At 69.3% G+C, this 19,832-nt stretch carries 14 protein-coding genes and 1 rRNA gene; 11 read left to right on the top strand and 4 right to left on the bottom strand.

Going from position 1 to position 19,832, the window contains the following annotated elements; translation table 11 throughout:
* Positions 1-44 precede the first annotated feature (44 nt).
* The 3 genes from ABD235_RS38570 to ABD235_RS38560 are packed head-to-tail and all read right to left on the bottom strand — an operon-like array spanning position 45 to position 3,321.
* Entirely contained in the window at positions 45-1,031 is a 987-nt protein-coding gene (locus ABD235_RS38570; protein WP_344183455.1) for a uroporphyrinogen decarboxylase/cobalamine-independent methonine synthase family protein, read from the bottom strand.
* Entirely contained in the window at positions 1,031-2,119 is a 1,089-nt protein-coding gene (mnmA, locus tag ABD235_RS38565) for a tRNA 2-thiouridine(34) synthase MnmA (protein ID WP_344183453.1), read from the bottom strand. The genes ABD235_RS38570 and mnmA overlap by 1 nt, the downstream gene beginning before the upstream one ends.
* Entirely contained in the window at positions 2,119-3,321 is a 1,203-nt protein-coding gene (locus tag ABD235_RS38560; RefSeq protein WP_344183450.1) for a cysteine desulfurase family protein, read from the bottom strand. The genes mnmA and ABD235_RS38560 overlap by 1 nt, the downstream gene beginning before the upstream one ends.
* 140 nt (positions 3,322-3,461) lie before the next feature.
* Between ABD235_RS38560 and ABD235_RS38555 the strand changes: the two genes are divergently transcribed.
* The 11 genes from ABD235_RS38555 (at position 3,462) to ABD235_RS38505 (ending at position 19,702) form a co-directional block, all read left to right on the top strand.
* The gene (locus tag ABD235_RS38555) at positions 3,462-4,859 is read left to right on the top strand and encodes a serine hydrolase domain-containing protein (RefSeq protein WP_344183448.1); all 1,398 of its coding nucleotides are present in this window, start codon (positions 3,462-3,464) and stop codon (positions 4,857-4,859) included.
* Positions 4,856-6,445, top strand: coding sequence for an ABC transporter substrate-binding protein (locus ABD235_RS38550; protein WP_344183446.1), 1,590 nt, complete (start codon positions 4,856-4,858; stop codon positions 6,443-6,445). The genes ABD235_RS38555 and ABD235_RS38550 overlap by 4 nt, the downstream gene beginning before the upstream one ends.
* Before the next feature lie 4 nt (positions 6,446-6,449).
* A complete protein-coding gene (locus ABD235_RS38545; RefSeq protein WP_344183444.1) occupies positions 6,450-7,460 on the top strand; it encodes an ABC transporter permease in 1,011 nt (336 codons plus the stop codon).
* On the top strand, positions 7,460-9,358 hold the full coding sequence (locus ABD235_RS38540) for a dipeptide/oligopeptide/nickel ABC transporter permease/ATP-binding protein (RefSeq protein ID WP_344183442.1): 1,899 nt from the start codon (positions 7,460-7,462) through the stop codon (positions 9,356-9,358). The genes ABD235_RS38545 and ABD235_RS38540 overlap by 1 nt, the downstream gene beginning before the upstream one ends.
* On the top strand, positions 9,355-10,395 hold the full coding sequence (locus ABD235_RS38535) for an ABC transporter ATP-binding protein (RefSeq protein ID WP_344183440.1): 1,041 nt from the start codon (positions 9,355-9,357) through the stop codon (positions 10,393-10,395). The genes ABD235_RS38540 and ABD235_RS38535 overlap by 4 nt, the downstream gene beginning before the upstream one ends.
* Positions 10,392-13,730 carry a serine hydrolase gene (locus ABD235_RS38530; RefSeq protein WP_344183438.1) on the top strand — a complete coding sequence of 1,113 codons (3,339 nt, stop codon included), beginning with the start codon at positions 10,392-10,394 and terminating at the stop codon, positions 13,728-13,730. Before ABD235_RS38535 ends, ABD235_RS38530 begins: the two co-directional genes overlap by 4 nt.
* On the top strand, positions 13,730-14,833 hold the full coding sequence (locus ABD235_RS38525) for a M20 family metallopeptidase (RefSeq protein WP_344183436.1): 1,104 nt from the start codon (positions 13,730-13,732) through the stop codon (positions 14,831-14,833). The genes ABD235_RS38530 and ABD235_RS38525 overlap by 1 nt, the downstream gene beginning before the upstream one ends.
* Complete coding sequence (locus tag ABD235_RS38520; RefSeq protein ID WP_344183435.1) at positions 14,830-15,717, top strand: GNAT family N-acetyltransferase; 888 nt, start codon at positions 14,830-14,832, stop codon at positions 15,715-15,717. Before ABD235_RS38525 ends, ABD235_RS38520 begins: the two co-directional genes overlap by 4 nt.
* Entirely contained in the window at positions 15,717-16,823 is a 1,107-nt protein-coding gene (gene menC, locus ABD235_RS38515) for an o-succinylbenzoate synthase (protein ID WP_344183433.1), read from the top strand. The genes ABD235_RS38520 and menC overlap by 1 nt, the downstream gene beginning before the upstream one ends.
* 358 nt (positions 16,824-17,181) lie before the next feature.
* Positions 17,182-18,870 carry a PucR family transcriptional regulator gene (locus ABD235_RS38510; RefSeq protein ID WP_344183432.1) on the top strand — a complete coding sequence of 563 codons (1,689 nt, stop codon included), beginning with the start codon at positions 17,182-17,184 and terminating at the stop codon, positions 18,868-18,870.
* A gap of 316 nt (positions 18,871-19,186) precedes the next feature.
* The gene (locus tag ABD235_RS38505) at positions 19,187-19,702 is read left to right on the top strand and encodes a pyridoxamine 5'-phosphate oxidase family protein (protein ID WP_344183431.1); all 516 of its coding nucleotides are present in this window, start codon (positions 19,187-19,189) and stop codon (positions 19,700-19,702) included.
* A gap of 59 nt (positions 19,703-19,761) precedes the next feature.
* On the opposite strand, the gene rrf is transcribed toward ABD235_RS38505, so the two are convergent.
* A 5S ribosomal RNA gene (gene rrf / locus ABD235_RS39990) occupies positions 19,762-19,832 on the bottom strand; the annotation flags it as partial.

Raw genomic sequence — 19,832 nt, 5'->3', positions numbered from 1 at the left:
GGAGAACTTACCGCCCGGCACCGACGTTTTCGGGCTATCCGGCCCTAGGCCTCGGCGGCTTCTCCGAGCGCGTCGACGATCCCGCGCAGCAGCTCCAGGCGCGCCCGCGCGTCAGCCGGCGACGCAGAGGCAGCGAGCCCGCACGCTGGGGTGACAACGACCTGCTTCATCAGCTCGGGGTCCAGTCCGAGGTTGCGCCACGTGCGGACCAGCGGCGCGGCAGCCTGTTCAGGGTTGAGCAGAGGGCCGGTCGTAGCAACCAGTCCGGCGTACAGGGTGGTCTTGGCCTCGACTGCGATGGCGATCTGCTCCCAGGCGGGCTCGGTGAGCAGTGAGACGTCGACGGCCACTCCCCCGGCGCCTGCTTTGGTGAACACCTCGATCGGCGGCCGAGCAGCGCAGCAGTGCACCAGAGTCGTGGCTGGTTCAGCGGCCTCGATCACTCGGGCCAGCAGCTCTACAGCACCCGGACCGTCGACCGAGCGGTGCTTGCTCCACCCACTGGCTGTCGGAACAGCTCCAGCCAGTACGGCGGGCAGCGCGGGCTCGTCCAGCTGCACCAGCAGCTCCACACCGGGCACCCGGCGTCGCACCTCGGCCACCTGCGCGTTCAGCCCGTGCGCCAGCGCGTCAGCCAAGTCCCGCCGGGCGCCGTGGTCCGCCAGCACCTTGTCCCCGCGCGGCAGCTCCACTGTCGCCGCCAGCGTCCACGGCCCGGTGAACTGGAGCTTCAGCGGCCCGGTGTACCCGTCGGCGAACTCCTCCAGGACGTCCAGGTCCTCCTCGAGCAAGGCCCGCGCCCGCCGCTGGTCCAGGCTCGACCGCGAGTCCGAGCCGCCGGTCAGCCGCCACCCCGCCGGCTGGAGGTCCGCGGAGAGCTCAGCCAGTACGGCGACCGCCCGGCTGAGCATGTCGCCGTACGGCCGGGCCGGCAGCTCCGGCAGGAACGGGATGTCGACCGCCCCGAGCACCACCTTGGTCCACTCACGGATGTCGTCCCCGGGCAGCGAGCCCAGACCGGTAGTCGTCATCAGACCTTCGCCGCGGCGCGCTGGACCGAGTCGATGGTCGCCGAGCCGATCACCCGCGTTCCGTCGTACAGGACGACCGCCTGGCCCGGCGCAACCGCGGCAGTCGGCTCGTCGAAGTCCACGAAGACCTGGTTGCCCTCGACGCGGGCGGTGACCGCCACCTCGTCGCCGTGCGCGCGGAGCTGGGCCTTGACCTGCAGCGTCTCGGTCGGCTCCGGACCGCACCAGCGCGGCTTGGACGCGACCAGGCTCTCCACGGCCAGCTCCTCGCGGGAGCCCACCGTGACCGTGCGGTCCACCGGGCTGATGTCGAGCACGAAGCGCGGCTTGCCGTCGGCCGCCGGCGTGCCGATCCGCAGGCCCTTGCGCTGCCCGACGGTGAAGCCGTGGGTGCCGCTGTGCTCGCCCAGCTTGGTGCCGCTGCTGTCGACGATGTCGCCCGGCGCCGCGCCGAGCTTCTCGGCCAGGAATCCCGGGGTGTTGCCGTCGGCAATGAAGCAGATGTCGTGGCTGTCCGGCTTGGCCGCCACCGACAGCCCGCGGCGCTCCGCCTCGGCCCGGATCTCGGTCTTGACCGTGTCACCGAGCGGGAAGAACGCGTGCTTCAGCTGCTCCTGCGTGAGCACGCCCAGCACGTACGACTGGTCCTTGGCGTGGTCGACCGCCCGGTGCAGCTCGCGGCCGGAAGCGGTCTCGACGATCTGTGCGTAGTGCCCGGTCGCGACCGCGTCGAAGTCGAGCGCGAGCGCGCGCTCCAGGACCGCGCTGAACTTGACCTTCTCGTTGCAGCGCAGGCACGGGTTCGGCGTCCGGCCGGCGGCGTACTCCGCGACGAAGTCCTCGACCACGTCGGCGTGGAAGCGCTCGGCCAGGTCCCAGACGTAGAACGGGATGCCGATCACGTCAGCGGCGCGGCGGGCGTCGCGGGAGTCCTCGATCGTGCAGCAGCCGCGCGCGCCGCTGCGGTACGACTGCGGGTTGCGGCTGAGCGCCAGGTGCACACCGACCACGTCGTGCCCGGCTTCGGCCATCCGCGCCGCCGCGACGGCGGAGTCGACTCCGCCCGACATGGCTGCGAGTACCCGCATCAGTTGTTCCTTCCCACGTTCTGCAGTCCGGCGGACATCGCCCGCTCCACCACTGGCCCGATGTTGTCCAGTACGGCGTCGACGTCGGCGTCCGTGCTGGTGTGTCCGAGGGTGAACCGCAGCGAGCCGCGGGCCCGCTGGTCGTCGTACCCCATCGCGAGCAGCACGTGACTCGGCTCCGCGACCCCGGCGTTGCAGGCCGAGCCGGTCGACACCTCGATACCGCGCGCGTCCAGCAGGAGCAGCAGCGAGTCGCCCTCGCAGTCCTTGAACGACAAGTGTGCGTTACCAGGCAAACGCCCGATCGGGTCCCCCGACAACAGCGCGCCCGGGATCGTGCTCGTGATGCCGTTGACCAGCCGGTCCCGCAGCGCGATCAGCCGCTGCGACTCGTCGGACTGGTGCTTGACGGCGTGCGCCGCCGCGACCGCGAACCCGGCCGTGGCCGGGGTGTCGAGCGTGCCGGACCGGACGTCGCGCTCCTGGCCGCCGCCGTGGACGATCGGCACGAGCTGGGTCTCCTTGTGGACCAGCAGCGCGCCGATCCCGTACGGGCCGCCGATCTTGTGCGCCGACACGGTCATCGCGTCGACTCCGAGCGCCGCGAAGTGCACCGGGATCTGCCCGATCGCCTGGACGGCGTCGGTGTGCACCGGGATCCCGTGCTCGGCCGCGATCGCCGCGACCTCCTGGATCGGCTGCAGCGTGCCGACCTCGTTGTTGGCCATCATCAGCGTGACGAAGGACACCGACGCCGGGTCCTGCTCGATCGCCGCGCGGACCTCGTCGGGACGCACCCGGCCGAGCGCGTCGACGGACAGCCACTCCAGCTCGGCGCCCTCGTGCTGCGCGAGCCAGACGGCCGGGTCCAGTACGGCGTGGTGCTCGACCCCGCTGAGCAGGATCCGGCGCCGGCGCGGGTCCTCCTTGAGCCGGGCCCACCACAGGCCCTTGAGCGCGAGATTGTCGGCCTCGGTCCCGCCGGAGGTGAACACGACCTCGCTCGGCAGCGCGCCGAGCGCCTCCGCGATCGTCTCCCGGGACTCTTCAACAGTCCGGCGGGCGGCACGCCCCGACCCGTGCAGCGACGAGGCGTTGCCGGTGCGCCCGAGGTGAGAGGCCATCGCCTCGATCGCCGCGGGCAGCATCGGAGTCGTCGCGGCGTGATCGAGGTAGACCGTACGACGGCCGGAAGAGGTCATAACACCCTCAAGAGTAAGTCCTCCGCCGGGATTCCCGTCAGGCGTCCCTGTCCGGTGCTTCGTACCGGCGGACGAAATCGGTCCGGGCCCTCGTCGTCCAGGACGAATACGCGCGGCGCGCGGCGTCTTAGCGTCGGCCCATGGCGACCCTGAACGAGATCGAGACGTGGCTGCACGACCAGTTGCCGGCCCTGCTGGCCGAGCACGAGATCCCCGGCGCCGCTGTCGGCGTCCTGTACGGCGGTGAGGTGGTCGACCACGCCGCCGGACTGCTCAGCAAGGCGACCGGCGTGGAGGCGACCGCCGACTCGGTGTTCCAGATCGGCTCGATCACCAAGGTGTGGACGACCACGCTGGTGATGCAGCTCGTCGACGAGGGCAAGGTCGACCTGGACACCCCGGTGCGGGAGCACCTGCCCGACTTCGTGCTGGGCGACGACGGCGCGGCCGCGAAGATCACCGTCCGGCAGCTGCTGAGCCACACCGCCGGGTTCGAGGGCGACATCTTCAACGACACCGGCAAGGGCGACGACGCGGTCGAGAAGTTCCTGGCCACGCTGGCCGAGGTGAGTCAGCTCTTCGGTCCAGGCGAGATGTTCTCGTACAACAACGCCGGGTTCGTCGTTCTCGGTCGGCTGGTCGAGGTGGTCCGCGGCAAGCCGTACGGCGTCGTCGTGCGTGAGCACCTGTTCAGTCCACTCGGACTGCAGCACGCGGCCACCGATCCGTACGAGGCGATCCTGCACCGGGCGGCGGTCGGCCATCTGCGAGCGACGCCTGGCGAGGCGCCGGAACCGGCACCGATCTGGGCGCTGACCCCGGCCATGGCACCGGCCGGTGCCATGCTCGCGATGCGGCCGCGGGACCTGCTCGCCTTCGCTCAGTTGCACCTGACCGGCGGCACGACGGCCGACGGGACCGTCGTACTGAGTGCTGCGAGTGCCGCGGCCATGCAGGAGCCGCAGGTGAAGCTGCCCGCGCTCGGCATGATGGGCGACTCGTGGGGGCTCGGCTGGGAGCTGTTCGACTGGGCCGGTACGACGGTGATCGGCCACGACGGCGGCACCATCGGTCAGGGCGCGTTCCTGCGCGTCGTACCGGAACACGGTCTGGCCATCGCCCTGCTGACCAACGGCGGCGACATGATCGAGGCCTACCGCGCTGTCTTCAGCCACGTGGTCAAGGAGCTCGCCGGACTCGACCTGCCCGAGATGCCCACTCCCCCGGCCACAGCCGTCGAGGTCGACGCCGAGCGGTTCCTCGGGACTTACACCTCCGACGCGCTCGACCTGACCGTCCGCCAGGACGACGACGGCAAGCTCTGGCTCGACCAGGTCCCGAAGGGCATCTTCGCCGAGCTCGGTCCCGCACCTGAGCCGGTCGAACTGGTCGGCCGCGACGAGCACAGCCTGATCGCGGTCGAGGCGGAGAACGGCCTGCACACTCCGCACGTCTTCCTCGGCGACGACGGCACCGGTCGCGCCCTGTACCTGCACAGCGGCCGTGCTCTGCGCCGCGCCACAGCCTCGGAGGCATGATGAAATCCGCACTCACAGTCCTGGTGGCCGGCGTACTGACTCTGTCGGCCTGCAGCTCGGGCGGCGAAACCACCACGGCCGGCGGCGGCCAACCGGTCGCGGGCAAGACGCTGACGATGGCCGTCGGCGGCGATCCCGGCAACCTCGACCCGCAGTTCACCTCGCTCTCGGTCACCATGCAGGTCGACTGGTTCCTGTACGACGCGCTGCTGAACATCGACTCCAGCGGCAAGCCGGTGGCGGGGCTGGCGGAGAAGTGGGAAGGCACGACGACCAGCGCGAAGTACACGCTGCGCAAGGGCATCACCTGCTCCGACGGCACGCCGCTGACCGCGAGCACGGTCGCGCAGAACATCAACTTCGTCGGCGATCCCGCCAACAAGTCGACCAGGATCGGTGTCTTCGTCCCGGCCGGCGCCAAGGCGGTCGCCGACGACGCGGCCGGCACGGTCACGGTGACCGCGGCGGCTCCGGACGCCTTCCTCGCCCGCAACGTCGGCGGCCTGCACATCGTCTGCGCCAAGGGGATGAAGGACCGCAGCATCCTCAAGCAGGGCTCGGACGGCACCGGTCTGTACACGGTCAGCGAGGCCGTGCCCGGCGACCACTACACGCTGACCCGGCGCAAGGACTACGCCTGGGGCCCGGGTGACTTCAAGGCCGACCAGACCGGCGTACCGGAGAAGGTGACGATCAAGGTCGTCGCCAACGAGACGACCTCGGCGAACCTGCTGACCGCCGGTCAGGTGAACATCGCGTCGATCGCCGGACCGGACAAGCAACGGCTCGCGGCTCAGCAGCTGTTCAAGCGCGAGGTCGGCGCACCGCTGGGCCAGCTCTGGTTCAACCAGAAGGCGGGCCTGCCGACCGCGGATCTCGCCGTACGGCGGGCGCTGACGCAGGGTCTCGACCTGACCCAGCTGGGCAAGGTCGTGACCAGCGGATCCGGTACGCCGCCGACCGACTTGGTTGCCCCGGGCATGGGTCCGTGCAAGGTCGACACGATCACCGGCAATCTGCCCGGCCACGACCTGAACGCGGCCAAGTCCGCGCTCGATGCGGCGGGCTGGAAGCCGGGAGCCGGTGGGGTCCGGGAGAAGGGCGGCAACAAGCTGTCGCTGGTCTTCTACTACCCGACGACGCTCGGCCCGACCATGCAGTCGGCGGCTGAGCTGCTGCAGAAGTCCTGGACCGAGCTGGGCGTCGAGGTCTCGTTGAAGGCGGTCGCGACCGCCGAGATCAGCACCGTGGTTCTTGCCGGTCAGGGCACGTGGCACGCGGGACTCATCCCGCTGACTGTCTCCCTGCCGAGCCAGTTGGTGAGTTTCCTGTCCGGCACAACGCCGCCGAACGGGACCAACTTCTCCTGGATCAAGAACCCCGCGTACGACGCCGCGATCGCCAAGGCCTCCAAGATCGCCGGGACCGACGGCTGCGAGGACTGGGCGGCCGGCGAGCGGGCGCTGTTCGAGCAGGTCAACCTGGTGCCGTTCGTGAACACGGTCGTGCCGATCTTCGGCAAGAACGCGACCTTCGACCTGAGCCAGGGCAGCGTCGTCCCGAGCTCGGTGCGGATGCTGGGGTGAGCCGGTGACGACGGTTCCTGCCCCGCCCGTCGCGCCCGGCGCTGCTGCCGCCGGCTCCCGCTCGGAGCTGAACCCGTGGGTGCGCTTCGCGATCCGCCGGTTCGCCCGGCTGGTCGTCTCGGTCCTGACTCTGCTCAGCGCGTCCTTCCTGATGATCCACCTGATTCCCGGTGACCCGGTCCGCGCCGCGTTCGGGCCGGTCGCCGCGCAGAGCGTCGTCGAAGCGCAGCGCGAGTCGCTCGGTCTGAACGACCCGCTCTGGCTGCAGTACCTGCACTTCCTGCAGCATCTCTTCACGGGCAATCTCGGAACGTCGATCACCACCGGTCTCCCGGTCTCCGACGTGATCCGCGACCGGCTGCCCGCGACCGTTCAGCTCGCCGTCGCCGCGTTCCTCGTGGCGGTTCTGATCGCGCTGCCGCTCGGCCTGGCGATGGGGGTGCTCACCCGCGCCGGTCGCCGGCCGAAAGCCGAGTTGACGTTCACGTCGACCTCGGTGGTGCTCGCCGCGATTCCCGAGTTCCTGCTCGCGGTCGGGCTGGTCTACGTGTTCGCGGTGCAGTTGCACTGGTTCCCGGTCGCGGGTCGAGGCAACGTCTCGTCGTACGTGCTGCCGGTGCTGTCCCTGGCGGTCGGACCTGCCGCCGTACTGGCCCGCATCTGTCGCGTCGAACTGCTCGCGGTCCTGCAGACCGACTATCTGCGGACCGCCCGCGCGAAGCGTCTGCCGGCGATCGCGATCTATCTGCGCCACGCGCTTCCCAACGCCGTCACGGCCACGATCACGCTGGGCGGCCTGCTGCTCGGCGGGATGGTCGCCGGGACCGTGCTGGTCGAGAACGTCTTCGGCTGGCCCGGGCTCGGCAGCACGATCGTCTCGTCGATCCTCGCCAAGGACTACCCGCTCGTGCAGGGCGTCGTGCTCGTGTACGGCGTCGGCGTGCTGCTGGTGAACCTCGCCGTGGACGTCGCGCTGGCCCTGCTCGATCCCCGTTCGACGATCCGGGAGAGCTGATGGCCCGACGAACCCGCTGGATCGCAGTCCTCCGTACGCCGGTCGGCGCCGGTGCCGGCGTACTTCTGCTCGCCGTCCTGGTGCTGGCGGTTCTTGCGCCGTTGCTCTGGTCGAACCAGGCCGGCGCGATCGACACCGAGCACCTGCTCGAAGGCACGTCGTCCCAGCACTGGCTCGGCACCGACAGCCTCGGCCGGGACATCTTCTACCGCGTGCTCGTCGCATCCCGTACGTCGATCGTGCTCGCGCTGCTGGCGACCGCTCTCGGCGTCTTCGCCGGTCTGCTGCTCGGCACCGCGCCGGTACTGGTGGGACGGCGCTTCGGGCGCTTGACGACGGCGATCGTGAACATCGCCGTGGCCTTTCCCGGCCTGCTGCTCGCGCTGTTCTTCGCGGTGATCTTCGGAGTGGGCGCGAAGGGCGCGGTGCTCGCGATCGGCCTGGCCGGCGCGCCGACGTTCGCGCGGCTGACGCAGACGCTGGTCGCGGGAATCGCCGAGCGGGACTTCGTCGCGGCGGCGCGCATCGCGGGCGTCGGGCGGTTCCGGATCCTGCTGCGGCACATCCTGCCCAACATCGCCGAACCGCTGGTGGTGAACGCGACCATCGGTGCGGGCGGCGTACTGCTGGCCTTCGCCGGGCTGTCGTTCCTGGGCCTCGGCGTGCAGCCGCCGGCGTACGACTGGGGCCGGTTGATGGGTGAGTCGCTGAACGGGATCTACGTCCATCCCGCGGCCGCGCTCGCACCGGGTGTGGCCGTGGTGATCGCCGGGCTCGCGTTCAACCTCTTCGGCGAGGCTGTGGCGAAGGGGCTCGGCGTGCCGGCGCTGGTCGGGCCGCGGGTGCGTGCGTCGGTGCCGGAGACTGTTCCGGCAGCGCCTGTCGACGACGAGGCGGTGCTGGTCGTGAAGGATCTGCGGGTCAGCTTCCCGGGGCCGATCACGCCCGTGCGCGGTGTCAGCTTCACCATCCACAAGGGCGAGATCGTCGGGGTGGTCGGTGAGTCCGGTTCGGGCAAGAGCCTCACGGCGCTGGCCGTCGCCGGGTTGATCGAGTCGCCCGGTCAGGTCTCGGCTTCCGAGTTGTCCTTTCTCGGGGCGCCGTTGCTCGGGCGGCTCGCGGACCGCGCAAGCGCGGCGATCCGGCGACGGTTGCTGGGGACCTCGTTCGCGATGGTGTTCCAGGACCCGATGACGTCGTTCAACCCGACCAAGCGGATCGGCGTGCAGCTTGCCGAAGGTGCTCGTGAACATCAGGGACTCAGCCGGCGGCAGGCGATGGCTCGGGCCGTCGACCGGTTGCGCGCGGTCCGGGTCCCGGCGGCGGAACGGCGGGCGCGCCAGTACCCGCACGAGTTCTCCGGCGGAATGCGGCAGCGCGCGATGATCGGGATGGGCCTGATGGGAGCGCCGGCGTTGATCGTCGCCGACGAGCCGACGACGGCCCTGGACGTGACCGTGCAGCGTCAGGTGCTGCGGCTGCTGGAGACGATCCGGGAGACCGACGAGGTCGCCGTGCTGCTGATCAGCCACGACATCACTGTGGTCGCACAGGTTTGCGACCGGGTGCTGGTGATGTACGCGGGACGGATCGTCGAGGACCTGCCCGCTGCCGAGCTCGCTTCGGGAGCACGGCATCCCTACACGCGGGCGTTGCTGGCCGCCGTACCGGATCTGGACACACCGCTCGACGAACCGCTGGCGGTGATCCCCGGACGGCCTGTTGATCCGTCAGGCGTTGACGCGGGATGTGCCTACAGAGTGCGTTGTGAGTTCCTTGTCGGGGCCTGTGCGTCGAAGGATCCTGAACTGGTAGGCGAAAGCCATCGGGTGGCCTGTTGGAATCCTCAGGGCCAGCCGTTGCTGAGCATCGAATCGATCCGGACGGGGCAGCGATGAGTGAGCTGAGGTTCGACCAGGTGACGGTCCGGTACGGCGCGGGCAGCCGTGCGCTGACCGCGGTCGACGGGGTCGACCTGACCGTGCCGGCCGGCCAAGTCGTCGGGCTGGTCGGCGAATCGGGATCGGGCAAGTCGACGCTGGCACGGGCCGCGGTCGGGCTGGCCGAGGTGTCGTCCGGTCGGATCCTGCTGGACGGCGAACCGTTACGCCGCAGGCCACGCGGACGTCGTCCGCTGCAGATGGTCTTCCAGGATCCGTACTCGTCACTCGATCCACGGATGACTATCGGCGACTCGATCGCCGAGGCCGTGCCACGCCTGGGCGCGCCTCGTCGGCAGGAGGTGACCCGGCTGCTCGAACTCGTCGGGCTCGAAGCGGATCGCGCACTGACGTACCCAGGAGCGCTCTCTGGTGGCCAGAGGCAACGAGTCGCGATCGCGCGAGCGCTCGCCGGGCAGCCCGACGTCCTCATCGCGGACGAGATCACCTCGGCGCTGGACGTGTCGATCCAAGGCACGGTGCTGAACCTGGTCCGCTCACTGCAACGTGAGCTGCAGCTGTCGATGCTCTTCATCTCCCACAACCTGGCGGTGGTGCGCTACGTCAGCGACTTCATCGCCGTCATGTACCTGGGCCGCATCGTCGAGTTCGGCCCTGCCGCGGAGGTGCTCGCCGATCCACAACACCCGTACACCAAGGAGTTGCTCGCGGCCGCGCCCCACCGGGGATCGACGACGCTGCTCGATCCTGTGGCCCAACTACTCGCCGATCCCGCGGCACAGGCTGTTGCCGAACGCGCTGCCCAGGTGGTCGCCGACGCCGAACCGGCCGACCCGCACCATCCACCCGGCGGATGCCGGTTCCACCCTCGTTGCCCGATCGGACCGTTGGTGTTCGCCGATCGCGAGCACTGCCTGACGATCGACCCCACCACCGACGCCGACCGCCGACGTCATCGCGCCGCCTGCCACCACGTGGCCGGCGCTCTGCAGCCGGTGACCGCCGGTTCCGTAGCCAAGGAGGACTCCCTGTGACCCGACGCCTGCGCATCGACGAGCTGACCGACCTGTCCGTGCCGGAGCAGCCGGCATTGTCGCCGGATGGCTCTCAGCTCGTGTACGTCCTGCGGACCACCGACCGCGCCGCCGACCGCACTCTGCGGAACCTCTGGCGCGTACCGGTGTCCGGAGGCGAGCCGCAGCAGCTGACCCGAAGCGACGGCGACAGCTCACCGACGTGGTCTCCGGACGGCACGCAGCTGGCCTTCCTCCGTGGCAAGGACGGGCCTGCTCAGCTCTGGGTGCTTCCGGCCGGTGGCGGTGAGCCGGAGCAGCTGACGACGCTTCCCCTCGGCGCGGGCGCTCCGCGCTGGAGTCCGGATGGCACGCGCATCGCCTTCAGCGCTCCGGTCGACATCGCTGCCCTTGCCGGTGAGGACGACACAGCGCGCGAGACGCGTGGCCACGCACCGATCGTCACCGAGCGCCTGGACTACCAGGCCGATGGCGCGGGCTGGTTGCGCACCTACCGCCAGCACGTCCACCTGCTCGACGTCGGGACGAAGAAGTGCCGGCAGGCAACCGAGGGCGACTGGCACGCAGGCGACCCGGACTGGTCGCCCGACGGGACCAAGGTCGCGTTCGGCGCGGGCACGGCACCCGACGCGGACCTGGTCCCGACCGCGCCGGCGTACGTGCTCGACGCGACCGACGAGAAGGCCGAGCCGCAGGTGGTCGGTCTGAAGGAAGGACTGACAGGCCCGGTGCGGTGGACCAGCGATGGCGAGTCTCTGCTGATCGTCGGTAGCACCACCGGACCGGTGGGACATGCCGGGTTGCTGCGACTCTCGCTGGCCGACGGCGACGTGGTGAACCTGTCGGCGCCGCTCGATCGCAATGTGATGCCCGGCGGACCGGCGTACCCGGGAGCCCTTCCCACGCTGATCGAAGACGGCAAGACGGTGCTGTTCTGCGTCCGCGACCGCGGCTGCAGCCATCTGTACGCCGTGCCGGTGGCCGGCGGTACGCCTCGACGGGTGCTCGGTGAGGCGGGTCAGAACGTGTCAGGTCTGTCGGTCGCCGGAGGGGTCGCAACCGTCGCGCTGGCGACGGAGACGTCGTACGGGGAGATCGTGACGGTCGACCTGGCTGACGGATCGGTGACGCAGCAGACGTCGTACGGGCTCGAGGACGTCGAGACCTTCGTGCGGGAGGAACGCGAGTTCACGATCTCGGACGGGACGGTGGTGAACGGGTGGATCGTCCGCGATCCGTCGGCCACCGGAGCGCAGCCGCTGCTGCTCGACGTGCACGGCGGTCCGCACAACGCGTGGAACGCCGTGGCCGACGAAGTGCACCTGTACCACCAGGAGCTTGCCGCACGCGGCTGGACCGTCCTCCTGCTGAACCCGCGGGGCAGCGACGGGTACGGCGAAGACTTTTACAACGGGGTGGTTGGCGGCTGGGGCACGTCGGACGCCAACGACTTCCTCGAGCCGATCGACCAGCTCGTTGCCGAAGGCATCGCCGACGCCCAGCGGCTCGCGATCGCCGGCTACAGCTACGGCGGCTTCATGACCTGCTACCTGACCAGTCGCGACAACAGGTTCGCCGCGGCCGTCGCGGGTGGCGTGGTGAGCGACCTGACCAGCATGAGCGGCACGTCGGACGCCGCCCACTTCCTGAACGTCTACGAGTTGAACGGCCCTGGCGACTTCAGCGCGATGTCTCCGTTGAGCAAGGTCGACCAGGTTAAGACGCCGACGCTGATCCTGCACGGCGACGCGGACGTCCGTTGCCCGGTCGGCCAAGCCCAGCAGTGGCACACCGCGCTCCGCGAGCAGGGCGTGCCAACTCAGCTGGTGCTCTACCCGGAGGCCAGCCACCTGTTCATCGTCGAGGGCCGTCCTTCGCACCGCATCGACTTCGGCCGCCGCATCGTCGACTGGATCGAGCAGTACGCCGGTGACCCGCGTGGACCGCAGCGGCCCCGGATCGATGCCGCGCACTGGCAGCGTCGGCTGACGACGCTCGCGGCCAAGCACAAGGTGGTCGGTGCATCGCTGGGGATCCTGCGCTTCAAGACCGGCCAGGAGGACGAGCTGGTGGAGGCGGCGACCGGCGTACTGCACAAGGAGATCGGCGTCCCGGTGACCACCGACTCGATCTTCCAGATCGGCTCGATGTCGAAGGTGTGGACGGCGACGCTTGCCCTGCAACTCGTCGACGAGGGGCTGCTCGACCTGGACGCACCGCTCATCCAGGTGCTGCCCGAGTTGCAGCTCGGTGATCCCGATGTCGCCAAGCAGGTGACGATGCGGCAGCTGCTGACGCACACGAGCGGAATCGACGGCGACGTGTTCACCGACACCGGCCGGGGCGACGACTGCCTTGAGAAGTACGTCGACGGGCTGGCCGAAGTCGGCCAGAACCACCCGCTCGGTGCGACCTGGTCGTACTGCAACTCCGGCTTCTCGCTGGCCGGCCGGGTGATCGAGAAGCTCACCGGCAAGACCTGGGACACCGTCCTGCGCGAACGGATCTTCACGCCGCTCGCCCTGCGCCGTACGGTGACGCTGCCGGAGGAGGCGCTGCTGCATCGCGCCGCCGTTGGTCACGTCGGCGAGGACGAGCTCTCACCGGCGCCGGTGTGGGGACTCCCCCGCTCGCTCGGTCCGGCCGGCCTGATCACGTCGACCGCAGCCGAGGCACTGGCCTTCGCTCGCATGCACCTGAACGACGGTCTCGCCCCGGACGGCACGCGGGTGCTCAGCTCGGAGTCCGTGGCGGCGATGGCCGACAAGCAGGCCGAGCTGCCCGACAAGCACACGCTCGGCGACTCGTGGGGACTGGGCTGGATCCGCTTCGACTGGGACGGCCACCGGCTGATCGGCCACGACGGGAACACGATCGGCCAGGCCGCGTTCCTCCGCGTCCTGCCTTCGCAGGGATTGGCTGTCTCGCTGCTGACGAACGGCGGCAACACGCGCGACCTGTACGAGGAGCTGTACCGGGAGATCTTCCGGGACCTGGCTGGGGTCGCCATGCCGTTGCCGCTGAGCCCGTTGTCCGAGGCGCCGGAGATCGACCTGCACCGGCACGTCGGGCGGTACGAGCGAGCGAGCACGCTGCAGGAGGTCTACGTGGAGGACGGGCAGTTGAAGGTGCGGGTCACGTTGACCGGGCCGTTGGCAGAGTTGATGCCTGAGCCGGCGCAGGAGTTCGTGATGAAGCCGGCGGATGCGAGCGGCGATCTGTTCGTCGTCCGGCAGCCGGGGTCGTTGACCTGGTCGGCGATCACCTTCTACGCGTTGCCGACCGGGGAGAAGTACATGCACTTCGGGGTCCGCGCCACACCGAAGGTGGGCTGATGACGTCCTCGTTGCCCTTGATGCTGGCAGATCTGGAGACCTTGGTGACGTGCGAGTCGCCGTCGTCGGATCTCGCGGCGGTGGCGCGCAGCGCCGACGTGGTAGCCCAGCTCGGGGCCGAGCGGCTCGGCGGCAAACCGTCGTACGAGGTGGTGGACGGGCGGACGCACCTGCGCTGGAAGTTCGGCGACGGGCCTTCGCGGGTGCTCGTGCTCGGGCACCACGACACGGTCTGGCCGCTCGGTTCACTGGCCACTCATCCGTTCGTGGTCACTGACGGGATCGTCCGTGGGCCGGGCTGCTTCGACATGAAGACCGGTCTGGTGATGGCGTTCCACGCCTTGTCGGCGTTGCCGTCCTTGGACGGCGTCACCCTGCTGGTGACCGGCGACGAGGAACTGGGATCGCCATCGTCACGTGCGTTGATCGAGGCGGAGGCGGCCGGTTGTGCCGCGGCGTTGGTGCTGGAGGCTTCTGCGGACGAAGGCGCTCTGAAGCTGGAGCGCAAGGGAGTCTCCAACTACGAGATCCGCATCGGCGGCCGCGCCGCGCACGCCGGCCTGGAACCGGAGCTCGGCGTGAACGCGAGCATCGAAGCCGCCCACCAGATCCTCGCGATCGCCGCGCTGGGTGATCCGTCAGTGGGGACCACCGTCACCCCGACTGCGCTCACGTCCGGGACCACTCGCAACACGGTCCCGGCGTCCGGCAGCTTCCTGGTCGACGTACGAGCGCGCACCGTCGACGAGCAACTCCGCGTCGATGCCGCCCTGCATGCCCTGAAGCCGGTCCTTCCCGGGGCAACGATCGAGATCGTCGGCGGCCCCAACCGGCCGCCGCTCGAACGCAAGATGTCCGACGCGTTGTACCGGCGCGCCGGCGAGCTGGCGTCCTCACTCGGGCTGCCTCCGCTCCGCGAAACATCCGTGGGCGGTGCCTCCGACGGGAACTTCACCGCCGGAGTCGGCACCCCGACCCTCGACGGCTTGGGCGCGGTCGGCGGCGGCGCCCACGCCGACGACGAACACGTCGTGGTCGCTGAGATCCTCCCGCGCACGTCGCTGCTGACGGCGCTGATCGCCGATCTGCTGGACAGACCATGAGCACGCCGATCACGGACGTCAGCCCGTCGACAAGTGCTGCTGACCAGGCCTCCGACGCAGCTGCGGCCTCGGCCGGGGTCCAGGTCCGAATGCTCTCCGAACTGTCGGAGTTGGAAGGCGTCTACCAGCTCTACGACTCGATCTGGCGCCCCGACCCGAAGAACCCTCCGGTCACCACGGAGCTCCTCCGCGCCCTCACCAAGGCCGGTAACTACGTCTCCGGCGCGTACGACGGCGACGAACTGGTGGGAGCCTGCGTAGGTTTCTTCTCCGCCCCGGCGGAAGTCGCGATGCACAGCCACGTCGCCGGAGTCTCGGCCGCAGCCCGCGGCCGCAACGTCGGCTTCGCCCTCAAACTCCACCAACGCGCCTGGGCCCTGCAACGCGGCGTCACCGCGATCTCCTGGACGTTCGACCCGCTGATCCGCCGCAACGCGTACTTCAACCTGGTCAAACTCGCCGCCCACCCGGCCGAGTACCTGACCAACTTCTACGGCGGCATGCACGACAGCATCAACCACGGCGACGACACCGACCGCCTCCTGGTCCGCTGGGACCTCGACGCTCCGACCGTCACCACAGCCGCCACCACCCACCCCACCGGCCTGACCATCCAGTCCATGCCCGAAGCAACAATCGCCCTGAGTCGATCAGCAGATGGCCATCCGGTGATCGGACCGGCAGGGTTCGGCGGCGGCACGGTGCTGGTCGCCGTACCGGAAGATGTCGAAGGGCTGCGTCAGACCGATCCAGCCTCCGCGAAGGCCTGGCGGGCGGCTCTCCGCGAAGTGCTCGGCGGATTGCTGGCCGACAGCGCACAGGTGATCGGTTTCGACCGCACCGGCTGGTACGTACTCGAACTCCCCGCGAGAGGACTCATCTGATGAAGCTGACCGGAGTCGAGCTCCGGCGGATCTCTTTGCCGCTGGTCTCCCCGTTCCGCACGTCGTTCGGCACCGAGACCACCCGCGACGCGCTCCTCGTCCGAGTCGTCACCACGGAAGCCGAAGGCTGGGGCGAATGCGTCGCCATGGCCGGCCCGCTGTACTCCTCCGAGTACGTCGACGCCGCCGCCGACGTACTCCGCCGCTTCTTCGTCCCCACCCTTGCGGCGGTCGACCACCTCACCGCGATCGGCGTCGCCCCGGCCCTGGCCAAGTTCCACGGCCACCGCATGGCCAAGGCCGCCCTCGAAACCGCCGTCCTGGACGCCGAACTCCGTGCCGAAGGCCGCCCCCTGTCCCGCGAACTGGGCGCCGTCCACGACCGAGTCCCCTGCGGGGTCTCCGTCGGCATCATGAGTTCGACCGACGAACTACTGGACGCCGTAGGCAACTACCTCGACGAGGGCTACCTGCGCATCAAGCTGAAGATCCAGCCAGGCTGGGACATCGAGCCCGTGGCCGCCGTCCGCGAGCGCTTCGGCGACGACATCCTCCTCCAGGTCGACGCCAACACCGCGTACGCCGTCTCCGACGCCCGCCACCTGGCCCGCCTCGACCCGTTCAACCTGCTCCTCATCGAGCAACCGCTCGACGAGGAAGACATCCTCGGCCACGCCGAACTGGCCCGCCACCTCAAGACGCCGATCTGCCTGGACGAGTCCATCACCTCAGCCCGAGCCGCCGCAGCCGCCATCTCCTTGGGCGCCTGCTCGATCATCAACGTCAAACCCGGCCGAGTCGGCGGCTACCTGGAGTCCCGCCGAATCCACGACGTCTGCCAGTCCCACGGCATCCCCGTCTGGTGCGGCGGCATGCTCGAAACCGGCCTCGGCCGAGCCGCCAACCTGGCCCTCGCCGCCCTCCCCGGCTTCACCCTCCCCGGCGACACGTCAGCCTCCTCCCGCTACTACCAAACCGACATCACCCCACCCTTCACCCTCACCGACGGCCACCTCTCAGTCCCCACCAGCCCCGGCATTGGCGTCGACCCCCTAGAACCTGAACTGAACGCCGTAACCACCCATACCGAGTGGCTAAAGCTCTAACCCCGACCAGGCGATCCACACCCACTTCGACCTCCGCGCCCTCCCGCCCTCGACCTCCTCACCTTCCAAACAGGCCGCACCTGCACCTCGCTCCCCCGGCCGACGGCCACGCCCGTGGCGAGGCCGACCCGCCCTCGACCTCCTCACCGCCCCTCCCTCTTCTCAACCCCCTCACACAGCCGCCGCCCTCAATCTCCTCGCGCAGTCCAACGTCCACTTGAGGCAGCGTTGTTGTTCGGAGCTACCAAACTGGGGGCTGAAGTTGTGGGGTGGGACGAACTAGGGTGGAGTTCGGGGATCTAGGGTCGGGAAGGTGATGCGTTCCGTGACTAATCGGCCTCGGGCGAGTCTTGGGCGGGTGCTGGATGACTTGGGCGCCACCTTGCTCGAACTGGTGGATGGAGATGCCGACCGGCCGGTGGAGATCGGCGGGGTGGTGATCAATGATCCGGTCGACGAGCCGGTGCTGCCGTCCAACGCGTTGGTGTTAGGGGTGGGGCTGCAGGAGCCGAGTTTGATCGCGTGGACGCTGCGGGATCTGGGGCGGCAGCAGGCGGCTGGGTTGGTGGTGCGGGCTCCGGTGCCGAGGGAGGCGAGTATTACTGAGGCGGTCGCCGAGTCGGGAGTGGCGCTGCTGGGGCTCACTCGCGGAGCATCGTGGGATCAGCTGGCGGTGTTGCTGCGGTCGCTGCTGGCTGACGGGGACGTGGGGGTAGCTGAGCCGGAGACCTTGGGTGGGATGCCGTCCGGGGATCTGTTCGCGTTGGCCAATGCGACCGCGGCGTTGCTGGATGCTCCGGTGACGATCGAGGACCGAAGCTCCCGGGTGCTCGCGTTTTCCGGCCGGCAGGACGAGGCTGACACTGCGCGGGTCGAGACGGTACTGGGGAGGCAGGTGCCTCAGCGGTACTCGCGGTTGCTGGCCGAACTGGGGATCTTTCGTGAGCTCCATCGGACCGATCGGCCGGTACACGTGCCGCCGTTGCCGATCACTGCGACGGAGTCCACGATTCCGCGGGTGGCTGTGGCTGTTCGGGCCGGCGACGAGATTCTCGGGTCGATCTGGGCGGCCGTTCGCGATCCGCTGACGGACGAACGCACCCAGGCACTGTGTGACGCCGCCAAGCTGGTGGCGCTTCACATGCTTCGGATTCGGGCCGGAGCTGATGTCGAACGCCGGCTGCGCGCTGACCTGGTCAGTACGGCGCTGGAAGGCGGGGCTGGGGCTCGGGATGCTCTTGATCGCCTAGGGCTCGCTGACCAGCCGGTCGTCGTCCTGGCGTTGGCGGTGCGAATACGGCGTACGACTGAAGACCAGAGCGGTCCTAGAGGCAGGGCTCGCACGGCGACTGCTGATCTCAAGGACACTCTGGAAGCCGTTCAGGAATCACTGGTTGGTGAGGCGGGGTTGGCTACCGAGCGACAGCGGTTGGCGGACGCGTTTGCGATGCACCTGGGCGCGGTGCATCCGCGGTCGGCGGCGGCGCTGGTGGGCGATGTCGCATACGGGTTGCTGCCGGTTCGCGCTGATCGCGGAGACGGGGAGGAACGGGCGGTACGAATCGCCAAGGACTTCCTGGAACGGATCGGGGACCGGGTGACGGTGACTGTGGGAATCGGGCCGGTGGTGCGGGAGACGGCCCGGCTTCCGCATGCTCGGGCTGGTGCTGACCGGGCTCTTCGGGTGCTTCGTACGGGGTCTCAACGGGTTGCGCGGTTGGCGGATGTTCACGTGGAGACGCTGCTGCTCGAGCTGCGGGACCTGATTGAGGCTCGGGGAGATCAGCCAACCGGGCCGATTGCTCGGTTGGTTGCGTACGACCGCGAGCACAACACCAGCCTGGTGGAGACCTTGCGGGCTTGGTTGGATGCGTTCGGCGACGTGATCGCGGCTGCGGCCGCGGTGTACGTGCACCCCAACACCTTCCGGTACCGCCTGCGACGCCTGGCAGAGGTCGCCGACCTGGACCTGGCCGACCCCGACACCCGGTTCGCAGCGATGCTCCAACTGAGGGTCGTAACACCTCCCCGCTCCCACCGGGCGTAGCCAGTCGCTCGCGAGAATCCGGCGGACTAAGAGGTGGGCCGGGCGGGGCTGTTCGATCGCGCGTAGTCAGTTGGAGATCAGGCCGCCCAGAAGTGGGCTGGTCGATCGCGCCTAATCGATCGCTCTTGGAAATCGGACCGCCCAGAGTACGAGCTGCTCTAGCCGGCATCGAGCTGCTTCGGCCTGGGGACGACGCGCTTTGGCCTTCTGGGGACGGGGTGCTCGGCCGGCGTACGAGCTGCTCTGCCCTTCTGGGGACGAGGGGCTTTGCTGCATGCGCCGATCCTCACACCTCGGAGGTTTGCGAGGATTCGGCATGAGACTCACGAACCCCTGGTTGGCCGGTCCGGCTCCTACGAAGCGGCTCGAGTTCGGCGTGCTGTCGGAGCGGATCCTGAATCTGCTGAGTAGCCAGAACATGTGTGTGCTGGCGACCGCCGGCGAGGACGGTCCGCTGGCTACGCCGGTGCGGTACTACCACCTGGACTTCACCCTGCTGTTCACCGCGGCGGCGGGGTCGCCGAAGATGCGGAACCTGGCGGTGGATCCCCGGGTCTCGGTGGGTGTCTTTGCGCCGTTGGTAGGGCAAGCCAGTAGTCGTGGTGCGCAGGTGTTCGGGCGTGCCGAGGTCTTGATGCCTGAGGACCGGGGCTTCGCGCCGTACTGGGAGGCTTATCGGTGGCAGTCCGATCACGTCGAGCGGGGACGGTCGCTCGAGGAACCGCCGGTCGGGCCATTGGTGGCGATCGCGGCGGAGAAGATCGTGTACACGGAGCACTGGTTACGGAGGACGGGACATGCGCCTCGGCAGGTGTGGCGTGCTCGGCAATAGGTAATTCGGGGGAAAATGTTAAGGGCCACCCCGATGGGGTGGCCCTTAACAGTGTGAATGTCCGGCGACGTCCTACTCTCCCACGACCTCCCGGTCGCAGTACCATCGGCGCTGAAGGGCTTAACTTCCA

Source organism: Kribbella lupini (genome assembly GCF_039529595.1).
Taxonomy (GTDB): domain Bacteria; phylum Actinomycetota; class Actinomycetes; order Propionibacteriales; family Kribbellaceae; genus Kribbella; species Kribbella lupini.
Note: the sequence above shows the minus strand (reverse complement) of the source record. Positions and strands in the feature narration are given on the sequence as shown.

Coding starts and splice junctions, on each gene's coding strand:
- ABD235_RS38535 (WP_344183440.1), top strand. CDS start 9,355: ATGAGTGAGCTGAGGTTCGACCAGGTGACGGTCCGGTACGGCGCGGGC.
- ABD235_RS38505 (WP_344183431.1), top strand. CDS start 19,187: ATGAGACTCACGAACCCCTGGTTGGCCGGTCCGGCTCCTACGAAGCGG.
- ABD235_RS38570 (WP_344183455.1), bottom strand. CDS start 1,031: ATGACGACTACCGGTCTGGGCTCGCTGCCCGGGGACGACATCCGTGAG.
- ABD235_RS38525 (WP_344183436.1), top strand. CDS start 13,730: ATGACGTCCTCGTTGCCCTTGATGCTGGCAGATCTGGAGACCTTGGTG.
- ABD235_RS38550 (WP_344183446.1), top strand. CDS start 4,856: ATGATGAAATCCGCACTCACAGTCCTGGTGGCCGGCGTACTGACTCTG.
- menC (WP_344183433.1), top strand. CDS start 15,717: ATGAAGCTGACCGGAGTCGAGCTCCGGCGGATCTCTTTGCCGCTGGTC.
- ABD235_RS38555 (WP_344183448.1), top strand. CDS start 3,462: ATGGCGACCCTGAACGAGATCGAGACGTGGCTGCACGACCAGTTGCCG.
- ABD235_RS38520 (WP_344183435.1), top strand. CDS start 14,830: ATGAGCACGCCGATCACGGACGTCAGCCCGTCGACAAGTGCTGCTGAC.
- mnmA (WP_344183453.1), bottom strand. CDS start 2,119: ATGCGGGTACTCGCAGCCATGTCGGGCGGAGTCGACTCCGCCGTCGCG.
- ABD235_RS38540 (WP_344183442.1), top strand. CDS start 7,460: ATGGCCCGACGAACCCGCTGGATCGCAGTCCTCCGTACGCCGGTCGGC.
- ABD235_RS38560 (WP_344183450.1), bottom strand. CDS start 3,321: ATGACCTCTTCCGGCCGTCGTACGGTCTACCTCGATCACGCCGCGACG.